At 66.3% G+C, this 26,654-nt stretch carries 22 protein-coding genes; 18 read left to right on the top strand and 4 right to left on the bottom strand.

Annotation, left to right across the window (positions count from 1 at the left end):
• The first annotated feature begins 198 nt into the window (after positions 1-198).
• From BAMB_RS25590 to BAMB_RS25540, 11 genes are all read left to right on the top strand, one after another.
• Complete coding sequence (locus BAMB_RS25590) at positions 199-1,008, top strand: TlpA family protein disulfide reductase (RefSeq protein ID WP_011660052.1); 810 nt, start codon at positions 199-201, stop codon at positions 1,006-1,008.
• 647 nt (positions 1,009-1,655) lie between these two features.
• Positions 1,656-3,062: an undecaprenyl-phosphate glucose phosphotransferase gene (locus BAMB_RS25585; RefSeq protein WP_011660051.1), complete on the top strand. Its 1,407-nt coding sequence runs from the start codon at positions 1,656-1,658 to the stop codon at positions 3,060-3,062.
• A gap of 132 nt (positions 3,063-3,194) precedes the next feature.
• Positions 3,195-4,310: a polysaccharide biosynthesis/export family protein gene (locus BAMB_RS25580; RefSeq protein WP_227739338.1), complete on the top strand. Its 1,116-nt coding sequence runs from the start codon at positions 3,195-3,197 to the stop codon at positions 4,308-4,310.
• A 47-nt stretch (positions 4,311-4,357) separates the two neighbouring features.
• A complete protein-coding gene (locus tag BAMB_RS25575) occupies positions 4,358-4,795 on the top strand; it encodes a low molecular weight protein-tyrosine-phosphatase (RefSeq protein WP_011660049.1) in 438 nt (145 codons plus the stop codon).
• Between the two features lie 25 nt (positions 4,796-4,820).
• Positions 4,821-7,073 carry a polysaccharide biosynthesis tyrosine autokinase gene (locus tag BAMB_RS25570; protein ID WP_045554965.1) on the top strand — a complete coding sequence of 751 codons (2,253 nt, stop codon included), beginning with the start codon at positions 4,821-4,823 and terminating at the stop codon, positions 7,071-7,073.
• Entirely contained in the window at positions 7,070-8,131 is a 1,062-nt protein-coding gene (locus BAMB_RS25565) for a glycosyltransferase family 4 protein (protein ID WP_011660047.1), read from the top strand. The genes BAMB_RS25570 and BAMB_RS25565 overlap by 4 nt, the downstream gene beginning before the upstream one ends.
• Positions 8,118-9,212, top strand: a complete 1,095-nt coding sequence (locus tag BAMB_RS25560) for a polysaccharide pyruvyl transferase family protein (RefSeq protein WP_011660046.1) — start codon at positions 8,118-8,120, stop codon at positions 9,210-9,212. The genes BAMB_RS25565 and BAMB_RS25560 overlap by 14 nt, the downstream gene beginning before the upstream one ends.
• Positions 9,172-10,350, top strand: coding sequence for a glycosyltransferase (locus BAMB_RS25555; RefSeq protein WP_127456227.1), 1,179 nt, complete (start codon positions 9,172-9,174; stop codon positions 10,348-10,350). Before BAMB_RS25560 ends, BAMB_RS25555 begins: the two co-directional genes overlap by 41 nt.
• Positions 10,338-11,630, top strand: coding sequence for a polysaccharide biosynthesis protein (locus BAMB_RS25550; protein WP_011660044.1), 1,293 nt, complete (start codon positions 10,338-10,340; stop codon positions 11,628-11,630). Before BAMB_RS25555 ends, BAMB_RS25550 begins: the two co-directional genes overlap by 13 nt.
• Complete coding sequence (locus tag BAMB_RS25545; protein ID WP_011660043.1) at positions 11,627-12,994, top strand: glycoside hydrolase family 71 protein; 1,368 nt, start codon at positions 11,627-11,629, stop codon at positions 12,992-12,994. Before BAMB_RS25550 ends, BAMB_RS25545 begins: the two co-directional genes overlap by 4 nt.
• Complete coding sequence (locus BAMB_RS25540) at positions 12,991-14,424, top strand: hypothetical protein (protein ID WP_011660042.1); 1,434 nt, start codon at positions 12,991-12,993, stop codon at positions 14,422-14,424. The genes BAMB_RS25545 and BAMB_RS25540 overlap by 4 nt, the downstream gene beginning before the upstream one ends.
• A gap of 67 nt (positions 14,425-14,491) precedes the next feature.
• Here BAMB_RS25540 and BAMB_RS25535 read toward each other — a convergent pair whose 3' ends face one another.
• Complete coding sequence (locus tag BAMB_RS25535) at positions 14,492-14,773, bottom strand: hypothetical protein (RefSeq protein WP_011660041.1); 282 nt, start codon at positions 14,771-14,773, stop codon at positions 14,492-14,494.
• Between the two features lie 920 nt (positions 14,774-15,693).
• On the opposite strand from BAMB_RS25535, the gene BAMB_RS25530 reads away from it, so the two are divergent.
• Positions 15,694-16,431, top strand: a complete 738-nt coding sequence (locus tag BAMB_RS25530; protein ID WP_011660040.1) for a fucose-binding lectin II — start codon at positions 15,694-15,696, stop codon at positions 16,429-16,431.
• Positions 16,432-16,543: 112 nt separating this feature from the next.
• Here the strand turns inward: BAMB_RS25530 and BAMB_RS25525 are convergent, their stop codons facing one another.
• Entirely contained in the window at positions 16,544-17,914 is a 1,371-nt protein-coding gene (locus BAMB_RS25525) for a M23 family metallopeptidase (RefSeq protein WP_041491569.1), read from the bottom strand.
• 331 nt (positions 17,915-18,245) lie between these two features.
• Here BAMB_RS25525 and BAMB_RS25520 point away from each other — a divergent pair, with 331 nt between their 5' ends.
• Positions 18,246-19,124 (top strand): mechanosensitive ion channel family protein, encoded by an 879-nt coding sequence (locus BAMB_RS25520; RefSeq protein WP_011660038.1) that lies wholly within the window; start codon positions 18,246-18,248, stop codon positions 19,122-19,124.
• 49 nt (positions 19,125-19,173) lie between these two features.
• Here the strand turns inward: BAMB_RS25520 and BAMB_RS25515 are convergent, their stop codons facing one another.
• Positions 19,174-20,319 carry a branched-chain amino acid ABC transporter substrate-binding protein gene (locus BAMB_RS25515; RefSeq protein WP_011660037.1) on the bottom strand — a complete coding sequence of 382 codons (1,146 nt, stop codon included), beginning with the start codon at positions 20,317-20,319 and terminating at the stop codon, positions 19,174-19,176.
• 69 nt (positions 20,320-20,388) lie between these two features.
• The gene (locus BAMB_RS25510) at positions 20,389-21,426 is read right to left on the bottom strand and encodes a histone deacetylase family protein (protein WP_011660036.1); all 1,038 of its coding nucleotides are present in this window, start codon (positions 21,424-21,426) and stop codon (positions 20,389-20,391) included.
• Positions 21,427-21,551: 125 nt separating this feature from the next.
• Between BAMB_RS25510 and BAMB_RS25505 the strand changes: the two genes are divergently transcribed.
• From BAMB_RS25505 to dbpA, 5 genes are all read left to right on the top strand, one after another.
• Positions 21,552-22,040, top strand: coding sequence for an Lrp/AsnC family transcriptional regulator (locus tag BAMB_RS25505; RefSeq protein ID WP_011660035.1), 489 nt, complete (start codon positions 21,552-21,554; stop codon positions 22,038-22,040).
• 68 nt (positions 22,041-22,108) lie between these two features.
• Positions 22,109-22,414, top strand: a complete 306-nt coding sequence (locus BAMB_RS25500; RefSeq protein WP_011660034.1) for a hypothetical protein — start codon at positions 22,109-22,111, stop codon at positions 22,412-22,414.
• 486 nt (positions 22,415-22,900) lie between these two features.
• Entirely contained in the window at positions 22,901-24,583 is a 1,683-nt protein-coding gene (gene mqo, locus BAMB_RS25495; protein WP_011660032.1) for a malate dehydrogenase (quinone), read from the top strand.
• A 476-nt stretch (positions 24,584-25,059) separates the two neighbouring features.
• The gene (locus BAMB_RS25490; protein WP_006756243.1) at positions 25,060-25,257 is read left to right on the top strand and encodes a hypothetical protein; all 198 of its coding nucleotides are present in this window, start codon (positions 25,060-25,062) and stop codon (positions 25,255-25,257) included.
• Positions 25,254-26,651, top strand: coding sequence for an ATP-dependent RNA helicase DbpA (gene dbpA / locus BAMB_RS25485; RefSeq protein ID WP_011660030.1), 1,398 nt, complete (start codon positions 25,254-25,256; stop codon positions 26,649-26,651). The genes BAMB_RS25490 and dbpA overlap by 4 nt, the downstream gene beginning before the upstream one ends.
• The last annotated feature ends 3 nt before the right edge of the window (positions 26,652-26,654 follow it).

The following is a 26,654-nucleotide window of genomic DNA, read 5'->3' as shown; positions in this document are numbered from 1 at the left end:
ACGCACTTCACGGGGCATCACGAAAGAAATCGCCGCCGGGTGAGGCGTGCCCGTCCGAGGAATCCGGATCGTCGGACGTGACACGCGCCGTCACGGCCGCCGCGGGAACCCCGCGCACGATGTCGGGTCGAAACGCGACATGCCATTCGACCGTGCCGTTTTCACCGGTCGCCCCTCCATCCTCATCGTGTCGCTTCCATGCTGAGCATCGGTCCCTTCTCGATCCGCGTCGTCGCGGTAGCCGCCGCCGCGCTGATCGCATGGCTCGTCGCCCGTTTCATGCAGCGCCGCCCGCCGGACGGCCAGCACAAGAGCGCGGCGAGCCTGATCCTCGACACGCTGCTGCTCGGCCTGATCGCCGCGCGCGTCGGTTACGTCGGTCAATGGTGGTCCGAGTATTCAGCCGCCCCGCGCTCGATCGTCGCGCTCGGCGACGGCGGCTTCGACTGGCGCATCGGCGTCGCCGCTGCGCTCGTGTTCGCCGGCTGGCGACTGCGCCGCCTGCCCGCGCTGCGTCGCCCGGTGCTGGCCGGCATGCTGGCGGGGCTCGCCGCGTGGGGCATCGCGCAAGGCACGCTCGCGACGTTGCAGCGCGGTGCGCCGCCGCTTGCCGCGCTGCGACTCGAAACGCTCGACGCGACGCCCGTCGCGCCGCAGCGCTTTGCCGGCAAACCCGTCGTCGTCAATCTGTGGGCCACCTGGTGCCCGCCGTGCCAACGCGAAATGCCGATCCTCGCGCAGGCGCAGCAGGATCATCCGGACATCACGGTGCTGATGGTCAATCAGGGCGAAGACGCGCAGACCGTGCGCGCGTTCCTCGAACGGAAGGGGTTGCGGTTCGATCACGTGCTGCTCGATCGCACGCTGCATACGATGAAGGCCTACGGTTCGCGCGGGCTGCCGACGACGCTGTTCTTCGACGCGAACGGCAATCTCGTCGAATCGCACATGGGCGAAATCACCGCCGCGCGGCTGAAGGACACCGTGAGCGCGGGCTTGCGCCCCTGACGACCGTGTTCCGCGCACGAGTTCGAACGCACGTCGCGCGACGCGAACGACATCGTCGTGCGACGCGCAGCCGACGAGCAGAAGCGTTCGACCGACACGGTTTCTGACACATCTGCAACCAAGCGACGATTTGACCAGCCAGCGCGGTTGCCCCGAAATCATTGGGCGGCTGCGCGCAAGCACAGCATCGGCTGACAGCCTGCGCCGATGAAAACCCACCTAACCCGCACCTGATAGCAGCCAAACTCGGCTAGAGTGGTTGCACGTTGTCGCGTGGAAGATCAGTCGCGGCAATCAGCATCACCCCCTTTCAGTACTTCGTGTCGGATGAAACGCTCGTATTAGAAGCGTAGAGGCACCGATCTTCATCGGAGCGGCCCTACATCGACCGCGCCTGCTCTCCCGCCCTTTCCCCGACAACGTTTCGTTGTTTCCCGCCGCGGCATTATCAACGAAATTAGTACTCGTCCTACCGCTTTTCTTCGGTGGACGACACGTTGTCTGATGGTTCCGAGATGCCCCCCCCCATAAACTCGGTTTCTTCCTTGCCAACTGTCATTTTTAATTATCGATGTCAGATCTGGTTCGCCCCGACACGTCAGCGATCAGTCCATGCCGCACACCGGATTGACCGTGCATCAAGCTGAATGAACATAGGTATGAAACGCAAGCGGGAAAAAGGTCGCGCAACAAGAGCCATATGCGCCGTCGATGTCCTCCTTATCATCGTCATCGCGGGGATCACGCACAGAGGTTCAATGTGGACTCTCGGCGCATTCCGAATCGAATGGATCCTGATCGGCGTCAGCGCACTGCTCGCGGCGTTCATGTTGCGGCTCGCCGGCATCGGCCTCGAGGGCCGAACGCGTCCGGGCACGCGGTACGCGCTGCGCACACTCGCCCTTTGGCTCGTCGTCCAAGGATTCGTTCTACTGAAGATGATCGCGCTGACGCCCGTCACGATGACGCTGCTGGCGTGGTTCTTCTACTGGACGCTCGGTGTCGCGATCGCGCTCGCCGTGTTCCGGGTCGGCCTGAGCGTCGCACGCCACCGCAGCCTGCATGTGCCGTGCACGCCGTCGCGCGTCGCGATCGTCGGCGGCGGCGAATGGCTCGAACGCGTCGCCGACTCGATCGACACGGCCGGCGCGTCGCGCTACCAGTTCGTCGGCGCGTATCGCACCACCGAGCACGCGGCCACGTTCGGCGAAGGCGCGTTCGTCGCCACCGATCTTGCGTCGTTCTCGGCCCTTGCCCGCACCGAACGCGTGGACGAGATCTGGATCGCGCTGCCGCTTGACGACGACGCCACGATCACCCGCGTGATCAACGAATTCCGCCACGATTTCGTCGAACTGCGCCTGATGCCGGACGTCAGCAAGCATGCGCTGTTCGGCAGCCGTGTCGAGGACATCCTCGGCGAACCGGCGATCTCGCTGGCCGCACCGCCGCTGTCGCGCGGTGCACGGCTCGCGAAGGCGATCTTCGACCGCGCTTTTGCGGCCGTCGTGCTGGTCGTGCTGATGCCGCTGCTGCTCGTCGTCGCCGCGGCCATCAAGCTGACGTCGCCGGGGCCCGTGCTGTTCACGCAGAAGCGGCGCGGCGCGGATGGCCAGACCTTCGACATCTACAAGTTCCGCACGATGCGCGTGCATGCCGAACCAGCCGGCACCGTCGCGCAGGCCACGCGCAACGACCCGCGCGTGACGAAGGTCGGCGCGTTCCTGCGGCGCACGAGCCTCGACGAGCTGCCGCAGTTCGTCAACGTGCTGTTCGGCGACATGTCGGTGGTCGGCCCGCGCCCGCATGCGGTGGAGCATGACGCGCAGTACCGCACGCTCGTCGACGGGTACATCCACCGATACCGGATCAAGCCCGGCATCACCGGCTGGGCGCAAGTCAACGGGCTGCGCGGCGCGACCGAACGGCTCGAAAGCATGCAGTCCCGCGTCGAGTACGACCTCTACTACCTGCGCAACTGGTCGTTCGCGCTGGACCTGCGAATCATCGGTGCGACGGTGTTGCGCGGCTTCGGCCATCAGAACGCGTACTGAGCACCGCATGCAGATCGTCCACCCGCTTCACACGTCCGAATAGGCTCAACCTTGAAGTTATCTCTGTTCCGATCCTTCGGCGGTCGCCGCCATCGTACGTCCGCGAACGCCCCATCGCCTGCGCGTGGCACCGTGCGCGCATGCGTCGGCGTGCTGTGCTGCGCGGTGTTGTCGGGCTGTGCGCTCGCGCCCGGGATGAAGATGCCTGCAACAACCGGCCTGCCGGGTTCGAACGGCCACGCGCCGGCACCTGCCGCGACGCCGCCGGTACCGATCGCCGAAATCGACGCGACGCTGATCCGCCAGTTGAAGGCCGACGCGCACGCGGCCGCCGGGAACCAGGTCGATGCGCTGCTCGGCCGCCCCGCCGCCTACACGCTCGGCGCGGGCGACGTGCTGCAGGTGACCGTCTGGGACCACCCGGAGCTGACCATCGCGCAAGGGCCGTTGCAGCAGACCAACGTGCGGCCGTCCGATCCACCGCAAGGGTTCGTGATCGACGACGCGGGCAACGTGCAGGTGCCCTATGCCGGCAACGTGCCGGTCGCCGGCCTGACCGTCGACGGTGCACGCCGCGCGATCTCGGCCGCGCTCGCGCGCTACTTCGTCGCGCCGAAGGTCACGGTGCGCGTCGCATCGTTCCGCGCGAAGCATGTGCATGTCGACGGCGAGGTGCGCACGCCCGGCACCGTGCCGGTCAACGACGTGCCGATGACGCTGTACGAAGCGGTCGGCCGCGCGGGCGGCTTCCTGCCGGCGGCCGATCAGAGCCGCCTCGTGCTTGTGCGCGGCGGCGTGTCGTATCCGCTCGACCTGCCCGGCATGCTGGCGCGCGGCACGAATCCCGCCGGCCTGCTGCTGCGCGACGGCGATCTGTTGCGCGTGCTGCCGCGCGAGGAGAACGGCGTCTACGTGATGGGCGAAGTGGCCCGTCCGGTCACCGCGCTGCCGTTGCGCACCGGCCGGCTGACGCTCAGCGACGCGCTGTCGCAAGCCGGCAGCTTCAACAGCGCGAGCGCCGACGCCGCGCAACTCTATGTGATCCGCGGCGCGTCGAGCGATGCGCCGCGCGTGTTCCACCTCGACGCGCGCTCGCCCGTCGCGATGGTGCTCGCCAATCAGTTCGACCTTCAGCCGAAGGATGTCGTCTACGTGGACAGCAACAGCCTCGTCCGGTTCAGCCGCGTGCTGAATCTGCTGTTGCCGGCGATCAATGCCGGGTTGACGGGCGCGATCGTCACGAAATGACCGAAAGCCATCGATACGGCATCCACAACAGAAAAGCCGGAGGAAAAATGATTCGAACCATTCTCGTCGTCTGCACCGGAAACATTTGCCGCAGCCCTATCGGCGAGGGTCTGCTGCGGTCGCGACTGCCGGGTATCGAGGTGATCTCCGCCGGCACGTCGGCACTCGTCGGCGCCCCGGCGCACGCGCTCGCGTCATCCGTGTCGGCCGAAGCCGGGATCGACATTTCCGCGCATCGCGCGCAGCAGCTCACCGCGGCACTGATTCGTCGTGCGGACATCGTGCTGACGATGGAAGCAGGCCAGCATCGCGAGATCGTCGAGCGCCATCCATTTTCGCTGGGGCGCGTGTTCCGGCTCGACGGACGGGACGGCATCGATGTGCCGGATCCGTACCTGAAGCCGATCGATGCGTTCAGGCATGCCTATTCCCTGATCGAACGAGGCGTGAACGCGTGGGTGCCGAAGATCCAGGCCTTGGGATGAGCATCGAACGATGAACGGAATTTCCATGAACAAAGCACCGAACCCGTTACCCGAAGCGGACCTGGGCGACGAGCCGGAACTCGTGCGGTATGTCGATCTGCTGCTGACGAACCGCTGGCTGGTGGCCGGCATCGCGGCGGTCGTGTTTGCCGCGGGCGCGGCGTATGCGTTGCTCGCGCGCCCGATCTACGCGTCGAATCTGCTGATTCAGGTCGAAGACAGCACGGGCGGGTCCGACTCCCTGCTCGGTAGCGTGTCGTCGCTTTTCGACGGCAAGATCCAGGCGGCGGCCGAGATCGAGATCCTCCAGTCGAGAATGGTGGTCGGCCATGCCGTCAAGACCCTGCGCCTGTATATCGACGCGACGCCGAAGCGCTTCCCGCTGATCGGCGAGGCGATCGCCGCGCGCGCACACGGCCTGTCCCGGCCAGGTTTGTTCGGGTTCGGCGGATACGGCTGGGGCACCGAGTCGATCGAGATCGGCACGTTCGACGTTCCGAAAACCTTCGAGGGCGACCGGTTCGAACTGACGGCACTGCCCGACGGCCGCTTCCGGCTGGAAAACGGCGATCTCGACCGGCCGATCGAAGGCGCGCTCGGGCAGCTCGTCGAATCGACGCAGGCCGGCGGCACGTTCCGGATCCGCGTCGATGCACTCCACGCGCGGCCGGGCGCGGTGTTCCAGGTCGAACGTCATTCCGAACTGAAGACGCTGCAGCGGTTGCAGAAACACCTGGCCGTGTCGGAGATTCGCAAGCAGAGCAACGTCATCAACGTGTCGCTGAAGGGCGAAGACCCCGACACAGTGGCGAACATTCTGAATACGATCGGCTCGGCGTACGTCGCGCAGAACGTCAAGCGGAAATCGGCCGAGGCGGAGAAGTCCCTCGCGTTCCTCGAGAACGTCGCGCCGCAACTGAAACAGAACCTGGAACAGGCCGAAGCGAAATACAACGCGATGCGGCGCAAGCGCGGCACGTTCGACCTCGGCATCGAGGCGCAGGCCTACCTGCAGGACAGCATCGCAACCCAGGCGACGCTGCTGGCGTTGCAGCAGAAGCGCGCGGAGGCGTCGACCCGGTTCGCGGCCGGCCATCCCGAGATGCAGGCGCTGGATCGTCAGATCGATGGCGCGAAACGGAAGATCGACGGGCTGTCGGCGCGTCTGCGCGCGTTCCCCGATATCGAACAGGACGAGCTCCGGCTTCGTCGCGACGTCGAAGTCGGCAACGAAATGTATGTCGGGGTGCTGAACAATATCCAGCAGCTCAGGCTGGTGTCGGCCGGCAAGGTCGGCAACGTTCGCGAAGTGGACAACGCAGCCGTCCCGGAAGAGCCGGTCGAGCCGCGCAAGGCATTGATTGTCGCGCTGTCCGCCATTCTCGGCGTGATGCTGGGCGTCGCGGCGGCGGTCGCGCGTGAGGCGCTGTTCGGCGGCGTGAAGGACGCGGCCGACATCGAGCGCCGCACCGGATTGAGCGTCTACGGCACGATCCCCGATTCGCCGATGCAACGGGGCGCAGCCGCATCGGCCGCGCGGCGCGGGACCATCCCGTCGTTGCTGGCCAACGAGAACCCCTTCGACCCCGCCGTCGAGAGCCTGAAAAGCCTGCGCACGGCCGTCGGCCTCACCTTGCTCGACGCAAACAACAACCGGGTGCTGCTGACAGGGCCGAGCCCCGGTGTCGGCAAGTCCTTCGTGTCGGCCAATCTGGCGGCCGTGATGGCCGCCGCCGGCCATCGCGTGCTGCTGATCGATGCGGACATGCGGCGCGGTCACCTGCACGATTCGTTCGGCGTGCGGAGCGCACCCGGGCTATCGGACCTGCTGACAGGACGCGCCTCGTTGCAGGACGCCACGCGGCGCGGCGTCTCGAAAGGGTTGGACTTCATCCCGACGGGCGCCGCTTCGCAATCCACCTCGGAGCTGCTGCTGGGTGAATCGACGACCCCGTTGCTCGACGAGATGAGCGCCACCTACGACGTCGTGATCATCGACACGCCGCCGGTGCTCGCGGTGGCGGACGCCAGCATTCTGGCGCCGCACTGCGCGACGATCTTCCTCGTGACCCGCGCGAGACAAACGACGATCGACGAGATCGCCGAATCGGCGAAGCAGCTGAACAGGATTTCGTCGGGCTTGCTCGGTGTCCTCTTCAACGGCATCGACACGCGCGCATTCGGCTATCGCACCCGATACGGCGCGTATCGCTATGCGCCGTATGAAGCGCCCGAAGCGAACGACGCGTCCGCAACGCGCGAGCGGGAGGCGTCATGAAGATCGTTCACGTCGTGGAAACCTGGGTGGGCGGTATCGCCACCTACGTCGGCGCGCTGGCGCGCGAGCAGATCGCGATGGGCAATGAAGTCCTGCTCATTTGCGATCCCGACAAGATGACCGGCACGACCGGCGTCGAAGGACTGACGCTGATCGGATACCGGTCGAGCCGGCATCCGGCGCGCATCGCCAGCGTCGCGCGCGAGATCCGCGCGTTGCTCAAGGCCATCGGCCCGGATGTGATCCATTGCCACAGCACGTTCCCCGGCGTGTACGTGCGGCTGCTCCGGCATCGACACGCGAAGGTCCTGTACACCCCGCACGCGTGGGCGTTCCTGAAGAAGGACGTCGGCTCCGTCACGCGGCTCGGCTATGCGCTGATCGAGCGCGTGCTGGCAACCCGATGCGACCGGATCGTCTGCATGTCGCTGGACGAGTTGCGCGCGGCACGCAAGTACCGGCTGCCGATGTCGAAGGTCGACCTCGTCTACACCGGCATTGCCGGCGACGAGGCGAGGGCCGCCCTCGACCGTCCGTCCGGCGGCTCGACGATACGCGTCGGCTATTTCGGCCGCCTCGATTACCAGAAGGGTTTCGACGTCGTGCTCGACGCGGTGCCGGCGTTGAAACCGGACATCGAGATCAACGTGTACGGCATGGCGGTGCGCGGCGGCGTCGCGGCGGAGCAGGCCGGCGACGACCGGATCGTCTACCACGGCTGGGTCGATGCAGCCGCGACGAAGAACGCCATGCAGGCGATGGACGTCGTGATCGTACCGTCCCGCTGGGAAGGGCTCGCACTCGTGCCGATCGAGGCGATGCGCGCCGGCAAGGTGCTCGTCGTGTCCGGCGAAAGCTCGCTGCCCGAGCAGGTGATCCATGGCTACAACGGGATCATCCTCACCGAGCTCACCGGGCAATGCCTCGCCGACAACCTGAACCGCCTGACGGTCGACAAATGCCGGCGCATGGGTGAGAACGCCAGGCACGTATTCGACCAGACCTTCAGGCAGGAACATTTCCTGAAATCGCTGATGCGGATCTATGAACAAGCCTGACGTTTATCTGTTGCACGCGTACAGCTCGCGAAACAGCGGCGACGGCCTCCTGGTCAAGTTGAGCCTGAAGGCGATCCGCGCCGCCGGCATCGACGGCGTCGTCACGATCGTCTGCCTCGATCCCGAATCGTTCCGCGGCTATCTCGACGACGCGAACATCCGTCTCTGGTCGCTGGCCCGTTTCTGCATCGAATCGGTGCGCCGCTTCGGCCGCGCGAAGCCGGCGCTGTTCTTCGGCGTGGGCGGCGGTTACCTGCGTGCGTCCAGCGGCATGGAAGGCTGGAAATCGCTTATCGCGCACGGCAGCCAGCTGGCCTGCACCACGTTGCGGCGCTCGAAGCGATCGATCTATCTGCCGCAGAGCATCGGTCCGCTGAAGTCGCTGCCGGGCACCCTGCTGGCGGCGTTGGTCCGGCGTTGCGTGGACGTCGTGTTCCTGCGCGACGACCAGAGCGTCGACGAGCTTGCACACCCGCACGGCATTCGCACGGGGGATCTGGTCGTGCTCGAGATCGGCCGGACACCGCGCAGCCAGCCGGACGCGGAGCACCGTGCCGAACACCCGCGCCCGATCCGGTTCGTGTTCCGCGACCTGAAGGGCAAACCGTATCGCGACGACTACGTCAGCCGTCTGCGTTGCGTCGCGAAGCGGCTGCCGCGCGCGGGGTTCGCGCTGCAAAGCAGTGGCCGCGGCAACGGCGACGACACGTTCTATCGCGACACGTTCGGCGTCGGGCAGGTCGACGATCTGGCGACGCTCGTCGCGCGCGAGCGCCCGGTGGTCGTCTCCGTCCGGCTGCACGGCAGCCTCGAAAGCGTGCTGGCCGGCGTGCCGAGCATTCACATCGCGTACGAGCGCAAAGGTCACGCCGCGTACGACGACCTCGGCCTGTCGCGCTACGTGGTGCACGCCAGCGACTTCGGCGCGGACCGCGTCGCCGCGCTCGCTCGCGAGCTTGCGCACGACGACAGCGCGTACTGGCAGGCGCTGCGCACGGCAGACGCGACGCGCTACAACGAGATGGTCGAAAGGATCCGTCATGAAATCGAGCAGTTCAATCACCTTCGTGATGGACGGTAATTTTTCGCGCGTCGGCGACGAAATCTACAGTCCTCACATGGGCCACGAGAAGTTCGCGAGCCGGTTCGCGCCGCATTTCGACGCGGTGCGCATCGTCGCACGCGCGTTTCCGAAAACCCGGCCGATCGGCTCGGTCGTCACCGGGCCGCGCACGTCGTTCGTCGACCTGGGCGCCGTTCGCGGCGGCCGCCGCTGGCTGACGGGCTTGCCGCGTACGGCGGTACAGCTGTTCCGCGTCATCCGGAGCGCGCAAACACTGATGATCCGCTTTCCGGGCAATGTGGCAACGCTCGCACTGCTGCTGTGCTGGATCACGAGAAAGCCGTTCTCGGCCGAGATCGTCGCCGATCCGGAGGACTACTTCAGCAAGGATGCGTCCACGCATCCGTTGCGCCGCGTCGCGAAGTGGATCCATTGCAGCTCGACCGCGCTCGCCGCGCGGCGCGCACAAAGCGTGCGATACGTGACGGAAACCTATTTGCAGGCGAAGTATCCGGCGCGCCCGCGCGCCGATTCGTTCGGCTTCAGCGATGCCTACCTGCCAAACGGGCTCTTCGCGGCGCGCGACGCCGACGCGCTCGCGCGATCCGGGTCGTTGCGGCTGATCAACGTCTCGATGATGCACAACCGGAGCAAGGGCCACGTGTCGCTGCTCGAAGCCGTGTCGCGCCTGAAGCGCAAGAACGTGCCGGTCGTGCTGACGCTCGTCGGCGACGGTGCGTTGCGCGGGGAACTGGAGGCGCTGGCACGTACGCTGGGCATCGCCAACGTCGTCGCATTCCGCGGACAGGTCTCGTCGGAAACAGCCTGCGCGATCGTCGCCGAACACGATCTGTTCGTGCTGCCGTCGCTTCAAGAAGGGATGCCGCGCGCGATGCTGGAAGCGATGGCAGTCGGCACGCCCGTGCTCGGAACCGGCGTGGGCGGCATACCGGAAGTGCTGCCTGCGAGCGACTTGATCCGGGCCGGCTCGGTCGACGCGATCGTGGGCGCGGTCGAGGCGGTCGCACGCGACCGCGCCCAGCTCGTCGACATGCGCATCCGGCAGCAGGCGAAAGCCGCCGCGTTTTCCCATTCGGCACTGCAGGCAAAGTACGACGCGTACTGCCGTTACCTGGTCGAGCGATGCGCCGCCTGAACGCCGACTTGATCCATGTCGTCGCCAGCACCGGCTTGCCGGCCCTGGTGAATTTCGTCGTGGCCGCACTGGCGCTGCATCTGCTCGACCCCGTGCTCGTCGGTCGCTCGTATGCGTTGCTCGCCCTGTTCTACGTCGCCATCGACGCCTTCAACTTCGGGTCCGCGCGCATCTACACGATCGATCGCATCCGGGCGCGGTTTCCGAACCTGCTTCGGCTCGACTGCGTCAGCGCGCTCGGCTCGACCGTGCTGTTCTGTCTGGCGTGCGCGCTGCTGGGCCGAACCGGCTCGATCGCGCTGCCGAACTGGACCGCCATGCTCGTCCTCGCGCCCGTTTGTTATGGGCTGTCGCACTTTGCGCTCGGATTCTTCCGGGTGACGAGGCGCAATGGCGTCGTGCTGGTCATCTCGACGATCTCGGCGCTTTCGCGTCTGGCTGTCATTGCGGTGCTCGCGGAATACCACGGCTTGCGCGGCCATCTTCCCGATCTGCTGCTGCTGGTCGAAGCCGTGTATGGCGCGCTGCTGCTGGCTGCCTATCTGTGGGTGACGCGCGGCAGCACGACCGGTTCGGAACCCAGCCGATATCCGCCGACCGTGGGCGGCGGGCTGCGTTGGTATCGCGACTTTATCGCGCAGGCGCGCGGCGAAATGCTGAGCAGCTGGTACGCGAACGCGGTGCTGTCCGGTGCCAAGCACCTCGACGTGCTGATCGTGTCCGCTGTGGCCGGGCCGGCCGGTGCCGCGCTGTATCGCGTCGCCAAAGGCTTCAACAACCTGGCCTTCAATTTCGGCCAATCGGTTTCGCTGGCGATCAGCGGACACGGCGGGCGGGCGCTCCGATTGATCGGCGAGGCCGGGTTCGCACGCAAGCTCGCGGCGGGCCTGTTGGCGGGGTTAGTCGTTCTGGCCGCGGCATCGTACGCGTTGCTGGAGATACGGCTGTTTCCGGTGCATTCGCTCAGCAGCAGCCGGGTCAGCCAGTTTGCGTTCGTGTTCGCCGTGCTGCTGGGCGCCTGCCTCGTGTTTCTCTGCAGGATCCTGTCGCTGTGGCTGTATGCGCGGAGCCGGCGCGCGTTCGTGAAGATGGCGACGTTCGAGGCAGCCCTCACGCTCGCACTGGTCGCGGCGTTCGGCTGGAAATTCGGCGCCTATGGCGCGATTTGCGGCGTCGGCACGGCGGCGTTCGTCATCCTGTCGTCGTCGTGCGTCCTGCTGACGCGTCACGCCACGCCCGCCGCGCCGCTTCCGGCGAACGCCGGGCGGGAGCAGCCATGAAACGACGATCCTTCATCACGACGACGGTCGCGACCGCGCTGGCGCCGGGCGGGCTGCTTCGCGCGCGTACCCGCGAGACGAGCGACGCGCCGGGCACGCGCCAGGTTTTCGCCCACTACATGGTGGCTTGGCCGAGAGGCGGAAAGACGGCCGGCCCCGAACAATATGCGCAGGAAATGCGTGACGCGATGGCGGCCGGCATCGACGGCTTCGCACTGAATTGCGGCGGGTGGCACGCTTCCGAGCCGTACTACAAGCGGCGGGTCGAGACGATCTACGACGCGGCCGACCGGTTCGACGGGGCGTTCAAGTTGTTCGTGTCCGCCGACGGCAACGCGCAGGACGAACTCGCGGACATCATCCGGACGGTTCGCGGACGCCGCGCGCAGTTGACGGTGGACGGACGGCCCGTGCTCTCCGCGTACGCGTTGGGCGGGCGACACGGCACCGGCGCACGATCGCTGATCGAGACCGCCAGACGCCTCGGGGCGTATTTTGTCCCGCATCTGTCTCCGAGCACCGGAGAACGGGAAATCGACGCGAGCGTGGCGGCCGAGATCGTCGGGAAAATCCGTTCCGCGGACGGCTATTTCTATTTCGGTGCGGCGGGCGCGCCGTCGCTGCTGGCCCGCTCCACGCGCGCACTGGCTCCCGCGTTGCGCGACGCCGGCAAGGTCTTCATGGCGCCCGTGACGCCGTACTACCGGGGTTTGCCGCAAGGCACGAACTATCGCGCGTTCGAGACGCGCGGATTCGCCGGCATGGCGGAGGAATGGCGCGCGGCGATCGAGTCCCGCGCGACCTGGGTGCAGATCGTGACCTGGAACGACTGGGCCGAATCGACGTATGTCGCGCCGACCGGGGCAGCCCGCCAGGCCTGCGTGTATGACGCACGCTTCGGCCCGATCCTGAACCACGAAGGCTATCTGCGCGCGTCGCGTCATTACATCCGCTGGTTCAAGACGGGCAGCGAACCGCCGATCGTGCGCGACGAGCTGTTCTTTTTCTATCGTCCGGGCCTGGCGGGGCAACGCGAAGCGTCCGCCTATGGTCGTTCGGCGTCGACATACGGGTCGCCGCGCATGCCGCACGGGCCGCTCGTCGATCGCATTTTCGTGTGTGTATTCCTGACCGAACCCGCGTTGCTCACGATCGGCCAGAACGCACGCGAGGACCGCCGGTCGCTACCGGCCGGAATTTCGTTCGTCGATGTCCCGAGCACGCCCGGGCTGCCGACGTTCTCGATCGTTCGTGACGAGCGGGTCGTGCTCGAGTGTGCGGGCGAGCTGGCGGTGACAGAACCCGGCGGCGGCGGCCAGTACGGCTACTACAGCGGTTGGGCGATCGACGGACAATCTCGATGAATTCCTTGCGTTCGAACCTCGCGTTGCGCCGGACAGGCGACCACCGGCACATGGTGTGGACGACGTTCGCCGTCGGCGCGCTTGCCGCGATCGTCGCGACGCTGCTGATTACCCAGCGCATGCATGGCGTGCTGCTGCTACTGAACGTCGCGCTGTTGCTGGCGATCGCCGCCATTCGGCCGAGAACCCCGACCGTACGCTGGTTCCGGATCTTTCTGTTCTTCATTCTCGGCGTGTTCCCGCTGTGGCAACTGCTGGCGGTAGACGAGATCTATCTGCGACTGTTGCCGCAAGACGATCCGGCCGTCGCGCTCTGGTATTTCCTGAGCCTCGCCGGCGTGCTGGTCGTCAAGCTGACGCTCGACCTCAACGCAAGCCGCCTCGGCAACGCCGGCTTGCCGTTCGAACCCGGCATGCGCGTCAGCAGCCTCGCCTATCTGTTCGCGCTGCTGTCCCTCGGCGCGCTCGCGTTCATCTACGTGAAGCTCGGCGGTTACGCACGAATCGTCGAGCTGTACGACACGCGCGTCGAGCAAACCGGCACCGACAACGATCCGTTTCGCGGTTTGGGGGTCATTCAGGCGCTGGCCAACACGTCGCCGCTGTGGATATTCGTCTGCCTCATGATGCGACGCCGCCGTAGCGTCGTGCTCACGGCCGTGGCCTTCGTTCAGCTCGGCGTGCTGAGCTGGCTGTCGTCCGGCATCGCCGGCAGTCGTCAGGGTGTCGTCTTCGTGCTCGTGTTCGCACTGTTCATCCATCACAGCTTCGTCGCGCGAATCAGGCCGCGCACCATCAGGATCGCCGGTATCGGCGTGGCGCTGACTGGCCTGCTGCTGATGCCGTTGAAATTCGGCCTCGGCTACGACGACATCGCGAATCTGTCGCAGCGGTTTGCCGAACAGCGCGATCTCGAGTTGAGCATGGGGCCGGTCAGCGTGTTCCTGTTTCGGGACCTGTCGCGCTTCGACGTGCAGGCACTCGCGATCGATACGGTCACGCAACCGACCTATGCGTACCCGATGGGACGAAGCTTCGTCGGTGCGATCGCGTCGATCGTTCCCAGTGCGCTGTGGAATGATCGGCCCGACACGTTCGCGCTGGAAAAATCGGAGATCATGCGCGATCTCGAGCGCACCGCGCTCGACAAGACGACCCTGTTGTTCGGCATGCCGGGGGAATTCCTGGTGAACTTCGGCATCGCCGGGTTCGTTTTGTCGTTTGCGATTCCCGCCATTCTGCTTGTCGTGCAAAACAACACGGGAATCCGCTCCCGTAGATGGCTGCCGCTACAGGCGGTGATGTGGCCGCTGCCGTTCCTGTTCTTTCTGTTCGACTCGAACGTCATGGTGTACTACACGGTGCGATGGATCCTGCTGTTCGGCTTGCCGATGGCGTTCGTGCTCAGGCAACCGCGACGATCGCGATAGACGGCCACCGACACGCTCGCGCCGCCGGTCCGATGATGATCCGGCGTCGCGGCGCACGCCTGTGATCTCAAGGCCGCGACAACACCATCACCCGCCCCGACACGCGCTGCAGCTTCAGCCACCCGGTATCGGCCGTAAACCGAAGCTGCTGCAACGGAAAATCGAACCCGGCCTTCTGCGCCGCGCTGACCACCGCGTCGGCAATCCAGCGGATCAGTTCCTTTCCTTCGTCGGTGGTCTGGTGACAGTTCTGAACGCCATAGAAATAGCGATTCCCGGCGTTGACTTCGTTCTGCAGCTGCATCCAGTGTCCCGGCAGGCCGGGCAGCGTTCTGAACAGGTCGGCCACGCGCTGCGTCGTCAGGCCGCGCGCCCACAGTGCGCCATTGACCGCGGGCCGCGCCAGATTGTGACGGTCTGCTTCCTGGGCCTGCTCCTTGATGTCGCCCTTTCAGAATATCGGGTTTCGTCATCGCACTGTCCTCGTGAGGGCCCCGCAATGGGCCGGTTGAATCAAAAAAGCGCCGAACATCGGGCGCACGCGTTGCGTGCACGATACCGCCAATCTCGAAATTGATCGCCTGTCAGGTATGTCAGGCCGGCGCGTTTCAACATCGCACGCAAGAATCAGCCTCGTCCGATAGGCGCCGCGACAGCGGGTCGATATGCTTATCGGGTGTGGTGCCGGTGGAATGTCTTGTTCAAGTTCGGACTGAGCCGGTCACTAACCTTCGCCGGCGCCGCACACCCCTCTCGTTGCGATCCGGCTTCGGCGTGGGCGTTCGGTGGTGGCCGGTGGGCGCGGCCACGACAGAGAAAGACGATGTTGAAACAACACGCTGCCATATGCGAACGCCGAGCGCCTGCTCCGAAGCCGGATCCCTCCTCCATTCCCGCCCGCACCGCCCATCATTCAATAATTCGCGACATGCATCGACATAATTTCGCGATTATATCGATCGACAATCAATCGAATTCACGCCATTAAATCGGACTGTTTCAGCTTTCGATTTTCTGAACCCTTTCCATTCCCGGCCGAATATTTTTCTATTTATTTTTCGCCATTCTGGCCGAGCCGTGTTTAAAACAGCAAACGTTTGCGCGACACGGTGAAGCGCCTTACCGATCGATCGCCGGGGGTACTCCACGCATTGCGAATCGATTCAATCGAGCAGTCATTTGCAGTCCCACGCTGTACTCCGCGCGCGACAACGGCGGGACCACTCGCCGGCCGCGCGACGCGAGACCTATCATCGAGACGAGGACGACATGTCACAACCGTTTACCCATGACGATCTTTACGCACTGCTGCAACTCGCCGGCAACGATGCAACCGCCGTACAAGCGAACGGCGATCAGGCGGTGCTCGACCGGATGCGCCAGTTCATGACCACGCAGCTCGTGGAAAAGCTGCCGCAATACGATGTGTTCGTCGACATCGCGACCATCCCGTACAGCTTCGACGTCGGCAGCTGGCAGAACAAGGTGAAGGCCGATGCGGCGGGGCAGGTGATCGCCTGCACGGTTACGTGGGCCGGCGCGCCCGGCGTGCTGCCGGGGGCCGCGGCAAAGTTCGGCGTCGGCGCGGTGGTCAATTACTTCTCGAAGGCAACGCCGCAACCGGAGCCCACCCAGCCGGGCACGACGACCGGCGGCGGCGAACGCGACGGCATCTTCAATCTGCCGCCGAACATCGCGTTCGGCGTGACGGCACTGGTCAATTCGTCCGCGCAGCAGACGATCGAAGTCTATGTCGACGATAACCCGAAGCCGGCCGCGACGTTCCAGGGCGCGGGCACGCAGGACGCGAACCTGAACACGCAGATCGTGAACTCGGGCAAAGGGAAGGTGCGCGTGGTGGTGACGGCGAACGGCAAACCGTCGAAGATCGGTTCGCGTCAGGTCGACATCTTCAAGAAGACCTACTTCGGGCTCGTCGGGTCGGAAGACGGAACGGACGGCGATTACAACGACGGCATCGCCATCCTGAACTGGCCGCTCGGCTAAGCAGCCGCGTCCTGCCAATCATCGCCACGCCGCCCGGCGTGGCGGTTCGCATTGGTACGCAGCATAGATGTGCGCGCCGCCACCCACGGCGGCGACCGCCCCAGCTCGACGGTCAGCCGTCGCTCGGTGCGCCGTGCTGCGACATCGCGAGCGACGGCGCCAACGTGGCCGCGGCCAGCTGGGTGCGCGCGGCGCGGGCCACGCGGTTGAACGCCACCCGCTGCTCGCCCTTCAGTTTCGCCGCCCTGGCCGCCTGCACCAGTTCGATCGGATCGACGAGGCGGGCATGTCGCCGCACCTCGAAGTGCAGATGCGGGCCGGTCGCGGTGCCTGTGCTGCCGACCGCGCCGACACGCTGGCCGCGCACGACCCGCGCGCCGGTTCGCAGCGTCGGCTCGAACGCCGACAGATGCGCGTAGTACGACGCATAGCCGCCGTCGTGCCGAATCACCACGTACTTGCCGTAGCCGCCCGGCTCGGTGCCGATGAAAGCCACGACCCCGCGCTCCGACGCGTGGACGGCACGGCCCGTCGGCGCGGCCAGATCCACGCCGGAATGGACGTGCCGGACGCCCGTGACCGGATGCACGCGCGCGCCAAATTGCGAGCTGATTCGCGTTGCGTTGACCGGCATCGCGAACCGCGCACCGGCGAGCGGCATGCCGTCGAGATCGTAGTACGCGCCTGGCGAGCCAGCCTGCGGCGCGAACCACACGGCCGCGACACGCTGGCCGCGAAAGCGGATGTCGAGCGCCGTCACGCGCACGCGGCCCGGCGCGGTTGCGCTGTCGTCCGGTTCGAAGGCGACGCGGAAGGTATCGCCCATCGCGCCGCGCTGCGCCGAATCGATCCGCCCGGCCAGCATGCGCGTGATCTGCGCGGCGACGTCGGCGGGTAGATCGGCGCGCGCGAGCGACGCGCGCAGGCTGCCGGTGATCGCGCCGGCTCGCGTGCCGTGCTCCTGCTCCGCGAGCATGAACGGCTCGGCGGACGCGAGATCGACAGGACGCGCGTCGAACGCCGGCGCAGCGCCGATTGCCGGAAGCGGCGACGCAAAACCGTACGCGAAGCGCGCCGCGTAATCGCGCTCGATCGCATCGCGCGCCGCATCGCAGAGGACGATGTACGGCGCACATGCACCGGCACGCATCGTGAACGTGACCGAAGGAGCGTCCGTGCGCGCGCTCGTCGCATGCGGCTCCAGCGCGACACGCGGCACGTCAGTCGACGCCAGCAAGCCGCCCCAGATGGTCCGGGCGGAATTGAAAAAAGGCACGTCGACAAGGTCGGCCGCTTGCGCAGTCATGGGCGAAAACGACATGGCATCGGAAGATGCCCACGCCACCGCACCCTGCATGCCGGCAAGCGACGCCGCAGCAACGACACCGCGCACCAGCGCGCGGCGAATCGGAAAGCGGATGGCGCCGCAGCGCGCGGGCCGACCTTGTTCGCGTGCGAGACGTAAACACAGGTCAAGCCGCATTGCGTCGTCACTCGCTATCAATGAAAAAGGAGGGGGAAAACCGGTTATCGCGGAGGAACGATCATCGCGATCCGGTAGCCTGGAAGCGAGTGTACCGGCACGGTCAACACAGCTAAATAGGACAAGTCTGATTTGTTGGGATGCTCGATTAGTACACAAACCAAAGCGCCATTTTCACGGCGAAGACACGCGAAATACGGTCCCAAGCATTGACGCGTGATACCCCATGGCGTGTACAGTCGAGGGCTGCCGACGCACGAGCGGATGCCCGCCCAACCAAGGCGGACGATGCCACCCGTCGCGCCTTCTGTCCTCAAACCGGAATCCCGTCATGTTTCTCGATCATCTTCATCCGGAACGCTGGACGTTCCTGTGGAACGCGTTGTCCACGCTTTCGCTCAGGCTTTGCGCCGCCCTCGCGCTACTCGTCGCGGGCTGGTGGCTGTCGAAGCGCATCGGCAACTGGCTGAGCCGGCTGCTCACGAACAAGGAGCGCGTGGACGACACGCTGCGGCCGATCCTCTGCGACGTCGCCGTATGGGGCATCCGCATCGTCGCGATCGTCGGTGCGCTTTCACAGCTCGGCATCGAAACCGCGAGCATCGTCGCGGTGCTCGGCGCGGCCGGCCTCGCGATCGGGCTCGCGCTGCAAGGCACGATGCAGAACATCGCGGCCGGCATCATGCTGTTGCTGCTGCGGCCGTTCAAGGTGGGCGACTACATCGACGGCGGCACGGGTGTCGCGGGCACGGTCGACGAGGTCGGGCTCTTCATGACGCGGCTGACGAAGCCGGACGGCATCTGCGAATACGTGCCGAACAGCGCGCTGTGGGGCAGCGCGATCCGCAACTACACGCGCAATCCGACCCGCCGTCTCGATCTCGAAGTGGAAGTGTCCGTGCACGACGACATCGATCGTGCGCTCGATGCGCTGCGCGCGCTGGCCGAAACCGATCCCGACGTGCTGAAGGATCCCGCGCCGGACGTGATGGTGATGCGCTTCGACGACAGCACGGCGGTCGCGAACATGCGCGTATGGACGCACACCGACAAGTTCTGGGCGATGCGCTGGCGCCTCGCGCGCCAGGTGCGCAAGACGCTCGCGGACGCGGACTGCGCGCTGCCGATCCGCACGCGCGAGCTGCACATCGTGCACGACGTCGAACGGCAGCCGCAGCAGATCGAGCCGCGCCGCGTACAGGCGTCGTGACACGTCGGGGCGCACGACCGCGCATGCCGCGCGGCGCGCCCCGCCTGCGTCACATCCTGACGATATCGAGCAGCGCCTTCCTGCCGCTCCTGTACGTGAACACCGAGATCGCGCCGTGCTTCAGGTCGCCCTGCGGCGTGAAGCTCGTTTCGCCGATCACGCCGCGATAGTCGGTCGCCGGCATCGCGGCCAGCACCTTGGCTGCGTCCGTCGAATTCGCGCGCTGCATCGCGTCGACGATGATGTACACCGCGTCGTACGAGAACGGCGCGTACACCTGCATCGGCTGGTGGTAACGCGCTTCGTAACGCTTCACGAACGCCGCGCCGCCCGGCATCTTCTCGAGCGCGATGCCGGCTTCCGAACACACGACATTGTCCGACGCCGGACCCGCTAGCTTCGGCAGGTCGGGCGAGCACACGCCGTCGCCGGCGAGGATCTTCGCGCGCAGGCCGAGCTGGCGCGCCTGCTTCGCGAGCGGGCCGCCCGTCGCATCCATCCCGCCGTACATGATCGCATCGGGGTTCTCGCCCTTGATCTTCGTGAGGATCGCGCGGAAGTCGATCGCCTTGTCGTTGGTCGCGTCGCGCGAGATGACCTTCATCCCGGCCGATTTCGCCGCCTTCTCGAACTCGGTCGCGAGGCCCTGCCCGTACGCGGTCGCATCGTCGACCACGGCCACCGTCCTGATGCCCAGCTGCTTCGCCGCATACATCGCCAGCGCGGGCCCTTGCTGCGCATCGGTCGCGACGACGCGATAGGTCGTCTTGAAGCCCTGCTGCGTGTACATCGGGTTGGTCGCGGCCTGCGAGATCTGCACGACGCCGCCGTCGCGATAGACGCGCGACGCCGGAATCGACGTGCCCGAGTTGTGATGGCCGACGACGCCGACCACCTTGTCGTCGACGAGCCGCTGCGCGACCTGCGTCGCGGTGCGCGGGTCGCCCGCGTCGTCCTGCGCGTCGAGTTGCAGCGTGACCTTCCTGCCGCCGATCACGAGCCCCTTCGCATTGATCTCCTCGACCGCGAGCCGAGCGCCGTTCTCGCTGTCCTTGCCGAGGTGCGCGATCGCACCGGTCAGCGGCGCGACGTGCCCGATGCGCACGATCTCGTCCGCATGCGCGGGCAGCGCGGACCATGCGCACGCCAGCGCGGCCGCGATTGCGCATGCCGTCTTGTTCCGATGTCGATTCATGTTCGTCTCCTTCGTTGTCGCGCTTCGTTCGTGACGGGATCGTCGTTCATCAAAGGCAAAGCGATACGGTCACGCGCGCCCTTCGAAACCGAGCAGCACGTTCACCGCGTTGATACCGATTTCGTCGACCATGTAGCCGCCTTCCATCACGAACAGCGTCGGCAGGTTCAGGCGCGCGAGCGCTTCGCCGACGCGCAGGTAGTCGGGCGAGCGCAGGCGGAAATGACTGATCGGGTCGTGCTCGAACGTGTCGACGCCGAGCGACACGACGAGCAGGTCGGGCGCATGCGCGGCGATCGCGGCGGCTGCGTGGTCGAGCGCCGCCGCGTAGGTGTCCCACTGCGTGCCCTTCGGCAGCGGCAGGTTCAGGTTGAAACCCTCGCCCGCGCCGCTGCCGCGCTCGTGCGCGTAGCCGGAGAAGTACGGATACGACACCGGCGGCTCGCCGTGGGTCGACGCGAACAGCACGTCCGCGCGGTCGTAGAAAATGTCCTGCGTGCCGTTGCCGTGGTGGAAGTCGACGTCGAGCACCGCGACGCGCGCCGCGCCGCTCGCGATGCCGTGCTGCGCGGCGATCGCCGCGTTGTTCAGGTAGCAGTAGCCGCCCATGTACTCGCGGCCCGCATGGTGGCCGGGCGGCCGGCACAGCGCGAACGCCGCGCGCGCGCCGCCGTTCGACAGCAGGTCGGCGCCCGTGAGCGCCGAGTTCGCGCTCGCGCTCACCGCGGCCCACGTGCCGGCGTTGATCGGCGCGCCGGCGTCCATCGCGAAGAAGCCGAGCTTGCCGTCGATGAACTCGGGCAGCGTCGCCGACGACGGCATCGCGCGCACCGGCCACACGAGCGGCAGCGCCTGGCAGGTACGGCCGGTCGCGGTCCATTCGTCCCACGCGCCGGCGAGGAACTCGACATAGCGGGCGCTGTGCGCGGCGGCATAGCACGCGCGGTCGAACGCGCGCGGCGCGATCACGTCGCCGAGTCCGGCCGCGCGCACCTGCGCGAGCACCGTCTCGGCGCGCAGGGGGTTCTCGAACGACTCGGTGATCGCGCCGTCCTTCAGTTCGACGCCGCGATGCAGATGGTGATCGCTGCTGTAGACCGTGAGCATGATTGACCGTTGCAGTGAAGGCTGTGAGGGGTGAAAACAGTCTATTGATGCCGGCCGGCAATAACTTTGCTTTCCACCCCTTCGTTTCGTACAATTTTGAGAAAACCGCCTACGGAGACCCGACAATGAGCAAAAATCGCGCTTCGGTGGAACTGGACGGCGTCGACCGCGCGATGCTTCGCCTGCTGCAGGAAGACGGCGCGCTGTCGAACGCGACGCTCGGCGAGAAGCTGTCGCTGAGCGTCACGCCGTGCTGGCGCCGCCGCAAGCGGCTCGAGGACGAGCACGTGATCACTGGCTATCAGGCGAACCTCGACCGGCGCGCGCTCGGCATGAACGTGTTCGCGTTCGTGCAGATCACGTTCAACATGCATTCGGACCAGGATCCGGATCACTTCGAGGAGGTGATGCGGCGTCACGACGAAGTGACGTCGTGCCACAAGATCACCGGCGCGGCCGACTACATCCTGCAGGTCGTCGCGGCCGATCTCGACGCGTACGCGGAATTCGTCGAACGCGTGCTGAGAAAGCAGGCCGGCGTGTCGTCGATTCAATCGAGCCTCGCGCTGCGCGAGGTCAAGTTCTCGTCGCGCGTGCCGGTGCCGGATGCGTGATCGTTCGTGTTGTCATGCGCCCGCGCGCGGGCATCCGCTGTCGATCGTCACTTCATGGAGCGCAACCTATGAAACGTCTTCTACCTTCCTTCTCGCTTGCCGCAACGATCGCCTGCGCACTCGCATTGAGCGGCTGTGCGGCGCAATCGTCCGCACCGGCCGCTTCGTCGACGCCCGCGCAACCTGCCGCGCCGGCCGCCCCGCCGATGGTCGGCGGCGATCGCGACGCGCACGGCTGCATCGGCTCGGCCGGCTATTCGTGGTGCGAACAGACCCAGCAATGCGAACGCCCGTGGGAGCTCGCGAAGCAGAAGGGGTTCGCGAATTCGGCGCAAGCGTACGAGCAGTTTTGCCACAACAATTTCGCGAAGTGACGTGACCTGACCTGACGTAAAGCGATCATGTCGCGGCGCGATGCCGCGACATGACGCGCCCGCATTCCATCCCCTCCCGCCCGGTTATCCACATCTTTTCCGGTTCCGGCGACCGTCGTTCCGGAATCCCGGACACGCAAAAAACCCCACAAAAACAAGGGCATTTTTCGTTTGTGACACAGCAAACGAGTTCGGTTACATTACGCGCCCCTTGCCATACCGCCCCCGCAAAACGCGTCGCGCGCGGCCTCTTTCCACGCAGCCCGAAGCGCCTTCCGCGCAGGCCTGCAGCGAGGGCCCCGGCGCGTTGCGCGCCATCGCGACGCACGCATTTGCCTGACTGCGACAAGCCGATCCGAAGGTGTCCTTCGCGACGGCTGCGCGTGCGCAAATGCAACGGCGAACACGGTCGATCCGGAATTCCGGATTCGCGGTCCGGATCTCCGGATGCGCGAGCCGGTTGCGATTCGGCGTCGGCCGGGCGGCATGGCAAACCGATGCATTCAAGTTGAAGAGGGATCTGTTGTGATCAAAACGTTACGGGTAATACTGTCGGCGCTCGCGCTGTGCGTCGCCGCGTCGTCCGCGCACGCCGCCGATACGAAGAAGGTCGACGTCCTGCTGGTGGGCGGCGGCATCATGAGCTCGACGCTCGGCGTCTGGCTGCACGAGCTCCAGCCCGACTGGTCGATGACGATGGTCGAGCGCCTCGACGGCGTCGCGCTGGAAAGCTCGAACGGCTGGAACAATGCGGGCACCGGCCACTCGGCGCTCGCCGAGCTGAACTACACGCCGGAGAAGGCGGACGGCAAGGTCGACATCTCGAAGGCGATCGAGATCAACGAGTCGTTCCAGATCTCGCGCCAGTTCTGGGCCTGGCAGGTGCGCCAGGGCGTGCTGAAGAACCCGCATTCGTTCATCAACTCGACGCCGCACATGAGCTTCGTGTGGGGCGACGACAACGTCCGCTTCCTGAAGAAGCGCTACGACGCGCTGCAGGCGAGCCCGCTGTTCCGCGGGATGCAGTATTCGGAAGACTACGACCAGATCAAGCAGTGGGTGCCGCTGATGATGGAAGGCCGCGACCGCTCGCAGAAAGTCGCCGCCACCTGGACGCCGATCGGCACCGACGTGAACTTCGGCGAGATCACGCGCCAGTTCGTCGGCTACCTGAAGACGCAGCCGAACTTCACGCTGTCGCTGTCGAGCGAAGTGCGCGAGATCTCGCGCAACGCGGACGGCACGTGGCACGTGTCGTGGGTCAAGCTGCACTCGGATGAACCGCCGCAGGCCGTCGACGCGAAGTTCGTGTTCATCGGCGCCGGCGGCGGCGCGCTGCACCTGCTGCAGGCGTCGGGCATCCCCGAGGCGAAGGACTACGGCGCGTTCCCGGTCGGCGGCTCGTTCCTCGTGACCGACAACCCCGAGGTCGTGAAGCGGCACCTCGCGAAGGCGTATGGCAAGGCGTCGGTCGGCTCGCCGCCGATGTCGGTGCCGCACCTCGACACGCGGATCATCGACGGCAAGAAGATCATCCTGTTCGGGCCGTTCGCGACGTTCTCGACCAAGTTCCTGAAGAACGGCTCGTACTTCGACCTCGCGAAGAGCACGAACCTGCACAACGTCGCGCCGATGATGCGTGTGGGCGTCGACGAATTCCCGCTCGTCCAGTACCTGGCCGGCCAGCTGATGCTGTCCGACGACGACCGTTTCAACGCGCTGAAGGAATATTTCCCCGACGCGAAGAAGGAAGACTGGCGCCTGTGGCAGGCCGGTCAGCGCGTGCAGATCATCAAGCGCGACCCGAAGAAGGGCGGCGTGCTGAAGCTCGGCACCGAGATCGTCAGCTCGCAGGACGGCAGCATCGCGGGCCTGCTCGGCGCATCGCCGGGCGCGTCGACGGCGGCGCCGATCATGCTGAACCTGATGCAGAAGGTGTTCAAGGACAAGGTCGCGACGCCCGAATGGCAGCAGAAGATGCGCCAGATCGTGCCGAGCTACGGCACGAAGCTGAACGACAGCCCGGCGAAGGTCGTCGAGGAATGGACCTATACGAGCGACGTGCTGCAGTTGTCGCCGCCGCCGAAGATCGACCTGACGACGCCGTCACTGGCGACGGGCGCGGCTCCGGCGCGCCCCGCGAAGGCATCGGCCGACATGGCGCTGTAACGCGTCCGGCCCCGTTTGGTCGCGTCGCACGGCCGCCCCTCCGGGGCGGCCGTTTTACATGGCTGATGCGGGGGAGGCCGCGCGACGATTGGTGGGCGTCCTCGCCGGTTGCCGATGGCCGGCCGGCGCACTGGCGATAGGCCGCTAGCGGCCCTCCGCCAGCGGCACCGGCACCCCGCTGCCGGCCCTCCTCCCGCTGGACAGCCGCCGCCGACCGTCCGCGACCGGTCATCCGCTACCGCCCCACCGCCGCCAGCCGGGCCATTGCCGATAGACCGCTACCGCCCCTCCGCCGCCGGCCCTCCGCATCCGCTAGAATTGCGGGCACGCGCGACGCTGTCGCCCCCGATCCACCATCCGCATCGATGCGGTCCACGCGACCGCCGGTGCGGCCCGCGCCCGAACCGCGCGAGCGCCGCACCCCGTTGCCGCGCCCGCCGGGCGCGCCACCAACCGAATTCAGCTGGAGAATGACCGTGTTTACCTGCAGAAACCAGAGCTGCGGCACGCAGTGGGAGACGTCCGACGTCGTGATCAAGGACGAAGGCCAGGGGCTGCTGTTCCGCTGCCCGCTATGTGGCGCGCGCAACTATCTCGAGCGCTTCGACGCGGAAGACGGCACGGTCGTCTACGAGCAGATGGCCGGCCGCCCTTACCTCGGAGACGTGGAATGACCGAGCCGACCGCCACGCCCTTCAGCGCGCTGCCGCTCACGCCCGCCGCGCTCGCGAACCTCACGCAGCTCGGCTACGTCGACATGACGCCGATCCAGGCCGCGAGCCTGCCGATCGCGCTGGCCGGCCACGACCTGATCGCGCAGGCGAAGACGGGCAGCGGCAAGACCGCCGCGTTCTCGCTCGCGCTGCTGGCGCGCCTCGACACGCGCCGCTTCGACGTGCAGGCGATGGTCCTGTGCCCGACGCGCGAACTCGCCGACCAGGTCGCGCAGGAAGTGCGCCGCCTCGCGCGCGCCGAGGAGAACGTGAAGGTGCTGACGCTGTGCGGCGGCACGCCGATGCGTCCGCAAGCGCAGAGCCTCGAACACGGCGCGCACATCGTCGTCGGCACGCCCGGCCGCATCATGGATCACCTCGACCGCGGCAACCTGAAGCTCGACGCGCTGAACACGCTCGTGCTCGACGAAGCCGACCGGATGCTCGACATGGGCTTCTTCGACGACATCGCGAAAGTCGCGCGGATGTGTCCGACGACGCGCCAGACGCTGCTGTTCTCGGCGACCTATCCGGACGGCATCGCGAAGCTGAGCCAGCAGTTCCTGCGCAATCCGAAGGAAGTGAAGCTCGAGGAGCGCCACGACAACAGCAAGATCCGTCAGCGCTTCTACGAAGTGGCGGAAACCGAACGTCTGCATGCGGTCGGCCAGTTGCTGAACCACTACCGGCCGGTGAGCACGATCGCGTTCTGCAATACCAAGCAGCAATGCCGGGACTTGCTCGACGTGCTGCACGCGCAGGGCTTCCACGCGCTCGCGCTGCACGGCGAGCTCGACCAGCGCGAGCGCGACCAGGTGCTGATCCAGTTCGCGAACCGCAGCTGCTCGGTACTGGTGGCCACCGACGTCGCCGCGCGCGGGCTCGATATCGCGCAGCTCGAGGCGGTGATCAACGTCGACGTGACGCCCGACCCCGAGGTGCACGTGCACCGTATCGGCCGCACCGGCCGTGCTGATCAGGAAGGCTGGGCGCTGAGCCTCGCCAGCATGGACGAGATGGGTCGCGTGGGCGCGATCGAGCAGGCGCTGAAGCGCGAAGTCGAATGGCATCCGCTGGCGGAACTGAAGCCGGCCGGCAACGACACGCTGCTGCCGCCGATGGAAACGCTGCAGATCCTCGGCGGGCGCAAGGACAAGATCCGCCCGGGCGACGTGCTCGGCGCGCTGACCGGCGATGCGGGGTTCGACGGCAAGCAGATCGGCAAGATCAACGTGACCGAGTTCTCGACGTATGTCGCGATCGAGCGCGGCGTCGCGCACGACGCGCTGCGCAAGCTCAATGCGGGGAAGATCAAGGGCAAGCGGGTCAAGGTCCGGTTGATGGACGAGGAGTAACCT

This window comes from Burkholderia ambifaria AMMD (assembly GCF_000203915.1).
GTDB classification, from domain to species: Bacteria; Pseudomonadota; Gammaproteobacteria; order Burkholderiales; family Burkholderiaceae; genus Burkholderia; species Burkholderia ambifaria.
Note: the sequence above shows the minus strand (reverse complement) of the source record. Positions and strands in the feature narration are given on the sequence as shown.

Coding starts and splice junctions, on each gene's coding strand:
- BAMB_RS25590 (WP_011660052.1), top strand. CDS start 199: ATGCTGAGCATCGGTCCCTTCTCGATCCGCGTCGTCGCGGTAGCCGCC.
- BAMB_RS25585 (WP_011660051.1), top strand. CDS start 1,656: ATGAACATAGGTATGAAACGCAAGCGGGAAAAAGGTCGCGCAACAAGA.
- BAMB_RS25575 (WP_011660049.1), top strand. CDS start 4,358: ATGATTCGAACCATTCTCGTCGTCTGCACCGGAAACATTTGCCGCAGC.
- BAMB_RS25570 (WP_045554965.1), top strand. CDS start 4,821: ATGAACAAAGCACCGAACCCGTTACCCGAAGCGGACCTGGGCGACGAG.
- BAMB_RS25565 (WP_011660047.1), top strand. CDS start 7,070: ATGAAGATCGTTCACGTCGTGGAAACCTGGGTGGGCGGTATCGCCACC.
- BAMB_RS25560 (WP_011660046.1), top strand. CDS start 8,118: ATGAACAAGCCTGACGTTTATCTGTTGCACGCGTACAGCTCGCGAAAC.
- BAMB_RS25555 (WP_127456227.1), top strand. CDS start 9,172: ATGAAATCGAGCAGTTCAATCACCTTCGTGATGGACGGTAATTTTTCG.
- BAMB_RS25550 (WP_011660044.1), top strand. CDS start 10,338: ATGCGCCGCCTGAACGCCGACTTGATCCATGTCGTCGCCAGCACCGGC.
- BAMB_RS25545 (WP_011660043.1), top strand. CDS start 11,627: ATGAAACGACGATCCTTCATCACGACGACGGTCGCGACCGCGCTGGCG.
- BAMB_RS25540 (WP_011660042.1), top strand. CDS start 12,991: ATGAATTCCTTGCGTTCGAACCTCGCGTTGCGCCGGACAGGCGACCAC.
- BAMB_RS25530 (WP_011660040.1), top strand. CDS start 15,694: ATGTCACAACCGTTTACCCATGACGATCTTTACGCACTGCTGCAACTC.
- BAMB_RS25525 (WP_041491569.1), bottom strand. CDS start 17,914: ATGCGGCTTGACCTGTGTTTACGTCTCGCACGCGAACAAGGTCGGCCC.
- BAMB_RS25520 (WP_011660038.1), top strand. CDS start 18,246: ATGTTTCTCGATCATCTTCATCCGGAACGCTGGACGTTCCTGTGGAAC.
- BAMB_RS25515 (WP_011660037.1), bottom strand. CDS start 20,319: ATGAATCGACATCGGAACAAGACGGCATGCGCAATCGCGGCCGCGCTG.
- BAMB_RS25510 (WP_011660036.1), bottom strand. CDS start 21,426: ATGCTCACGGTCTACAGCAGCGATCACCATCTGCATCGCGGCGTCGAA.
- BAMB_RS25505 (WP_011660035.1), top strand. CDS start 21,552: ATGAGCAAAAATCGCGCTTCGGTGGAACTGGACGGCGTCGACCGCGCG.
- BAMB_RS25500 (WP_011660034.1), top strand. CDS start 22,109: ATGAAACGTCTTCTACCTTCCTTCTCGCTTGCCGCAACGATCGCCTGC.
- mqo (WP_011660032.1), top strand. CDS start 22,901: ATGGCAAACCGATGCATTCAAGTTGAAGAGGGATCTGTTGTGATCAAA.
- dbpA (WP_011660030.1), top strand. CDS start 25,254: ATGACCGAGCCGACCGCCACGCCCTTCAGCGCGCTGCCGCTCACGCCC.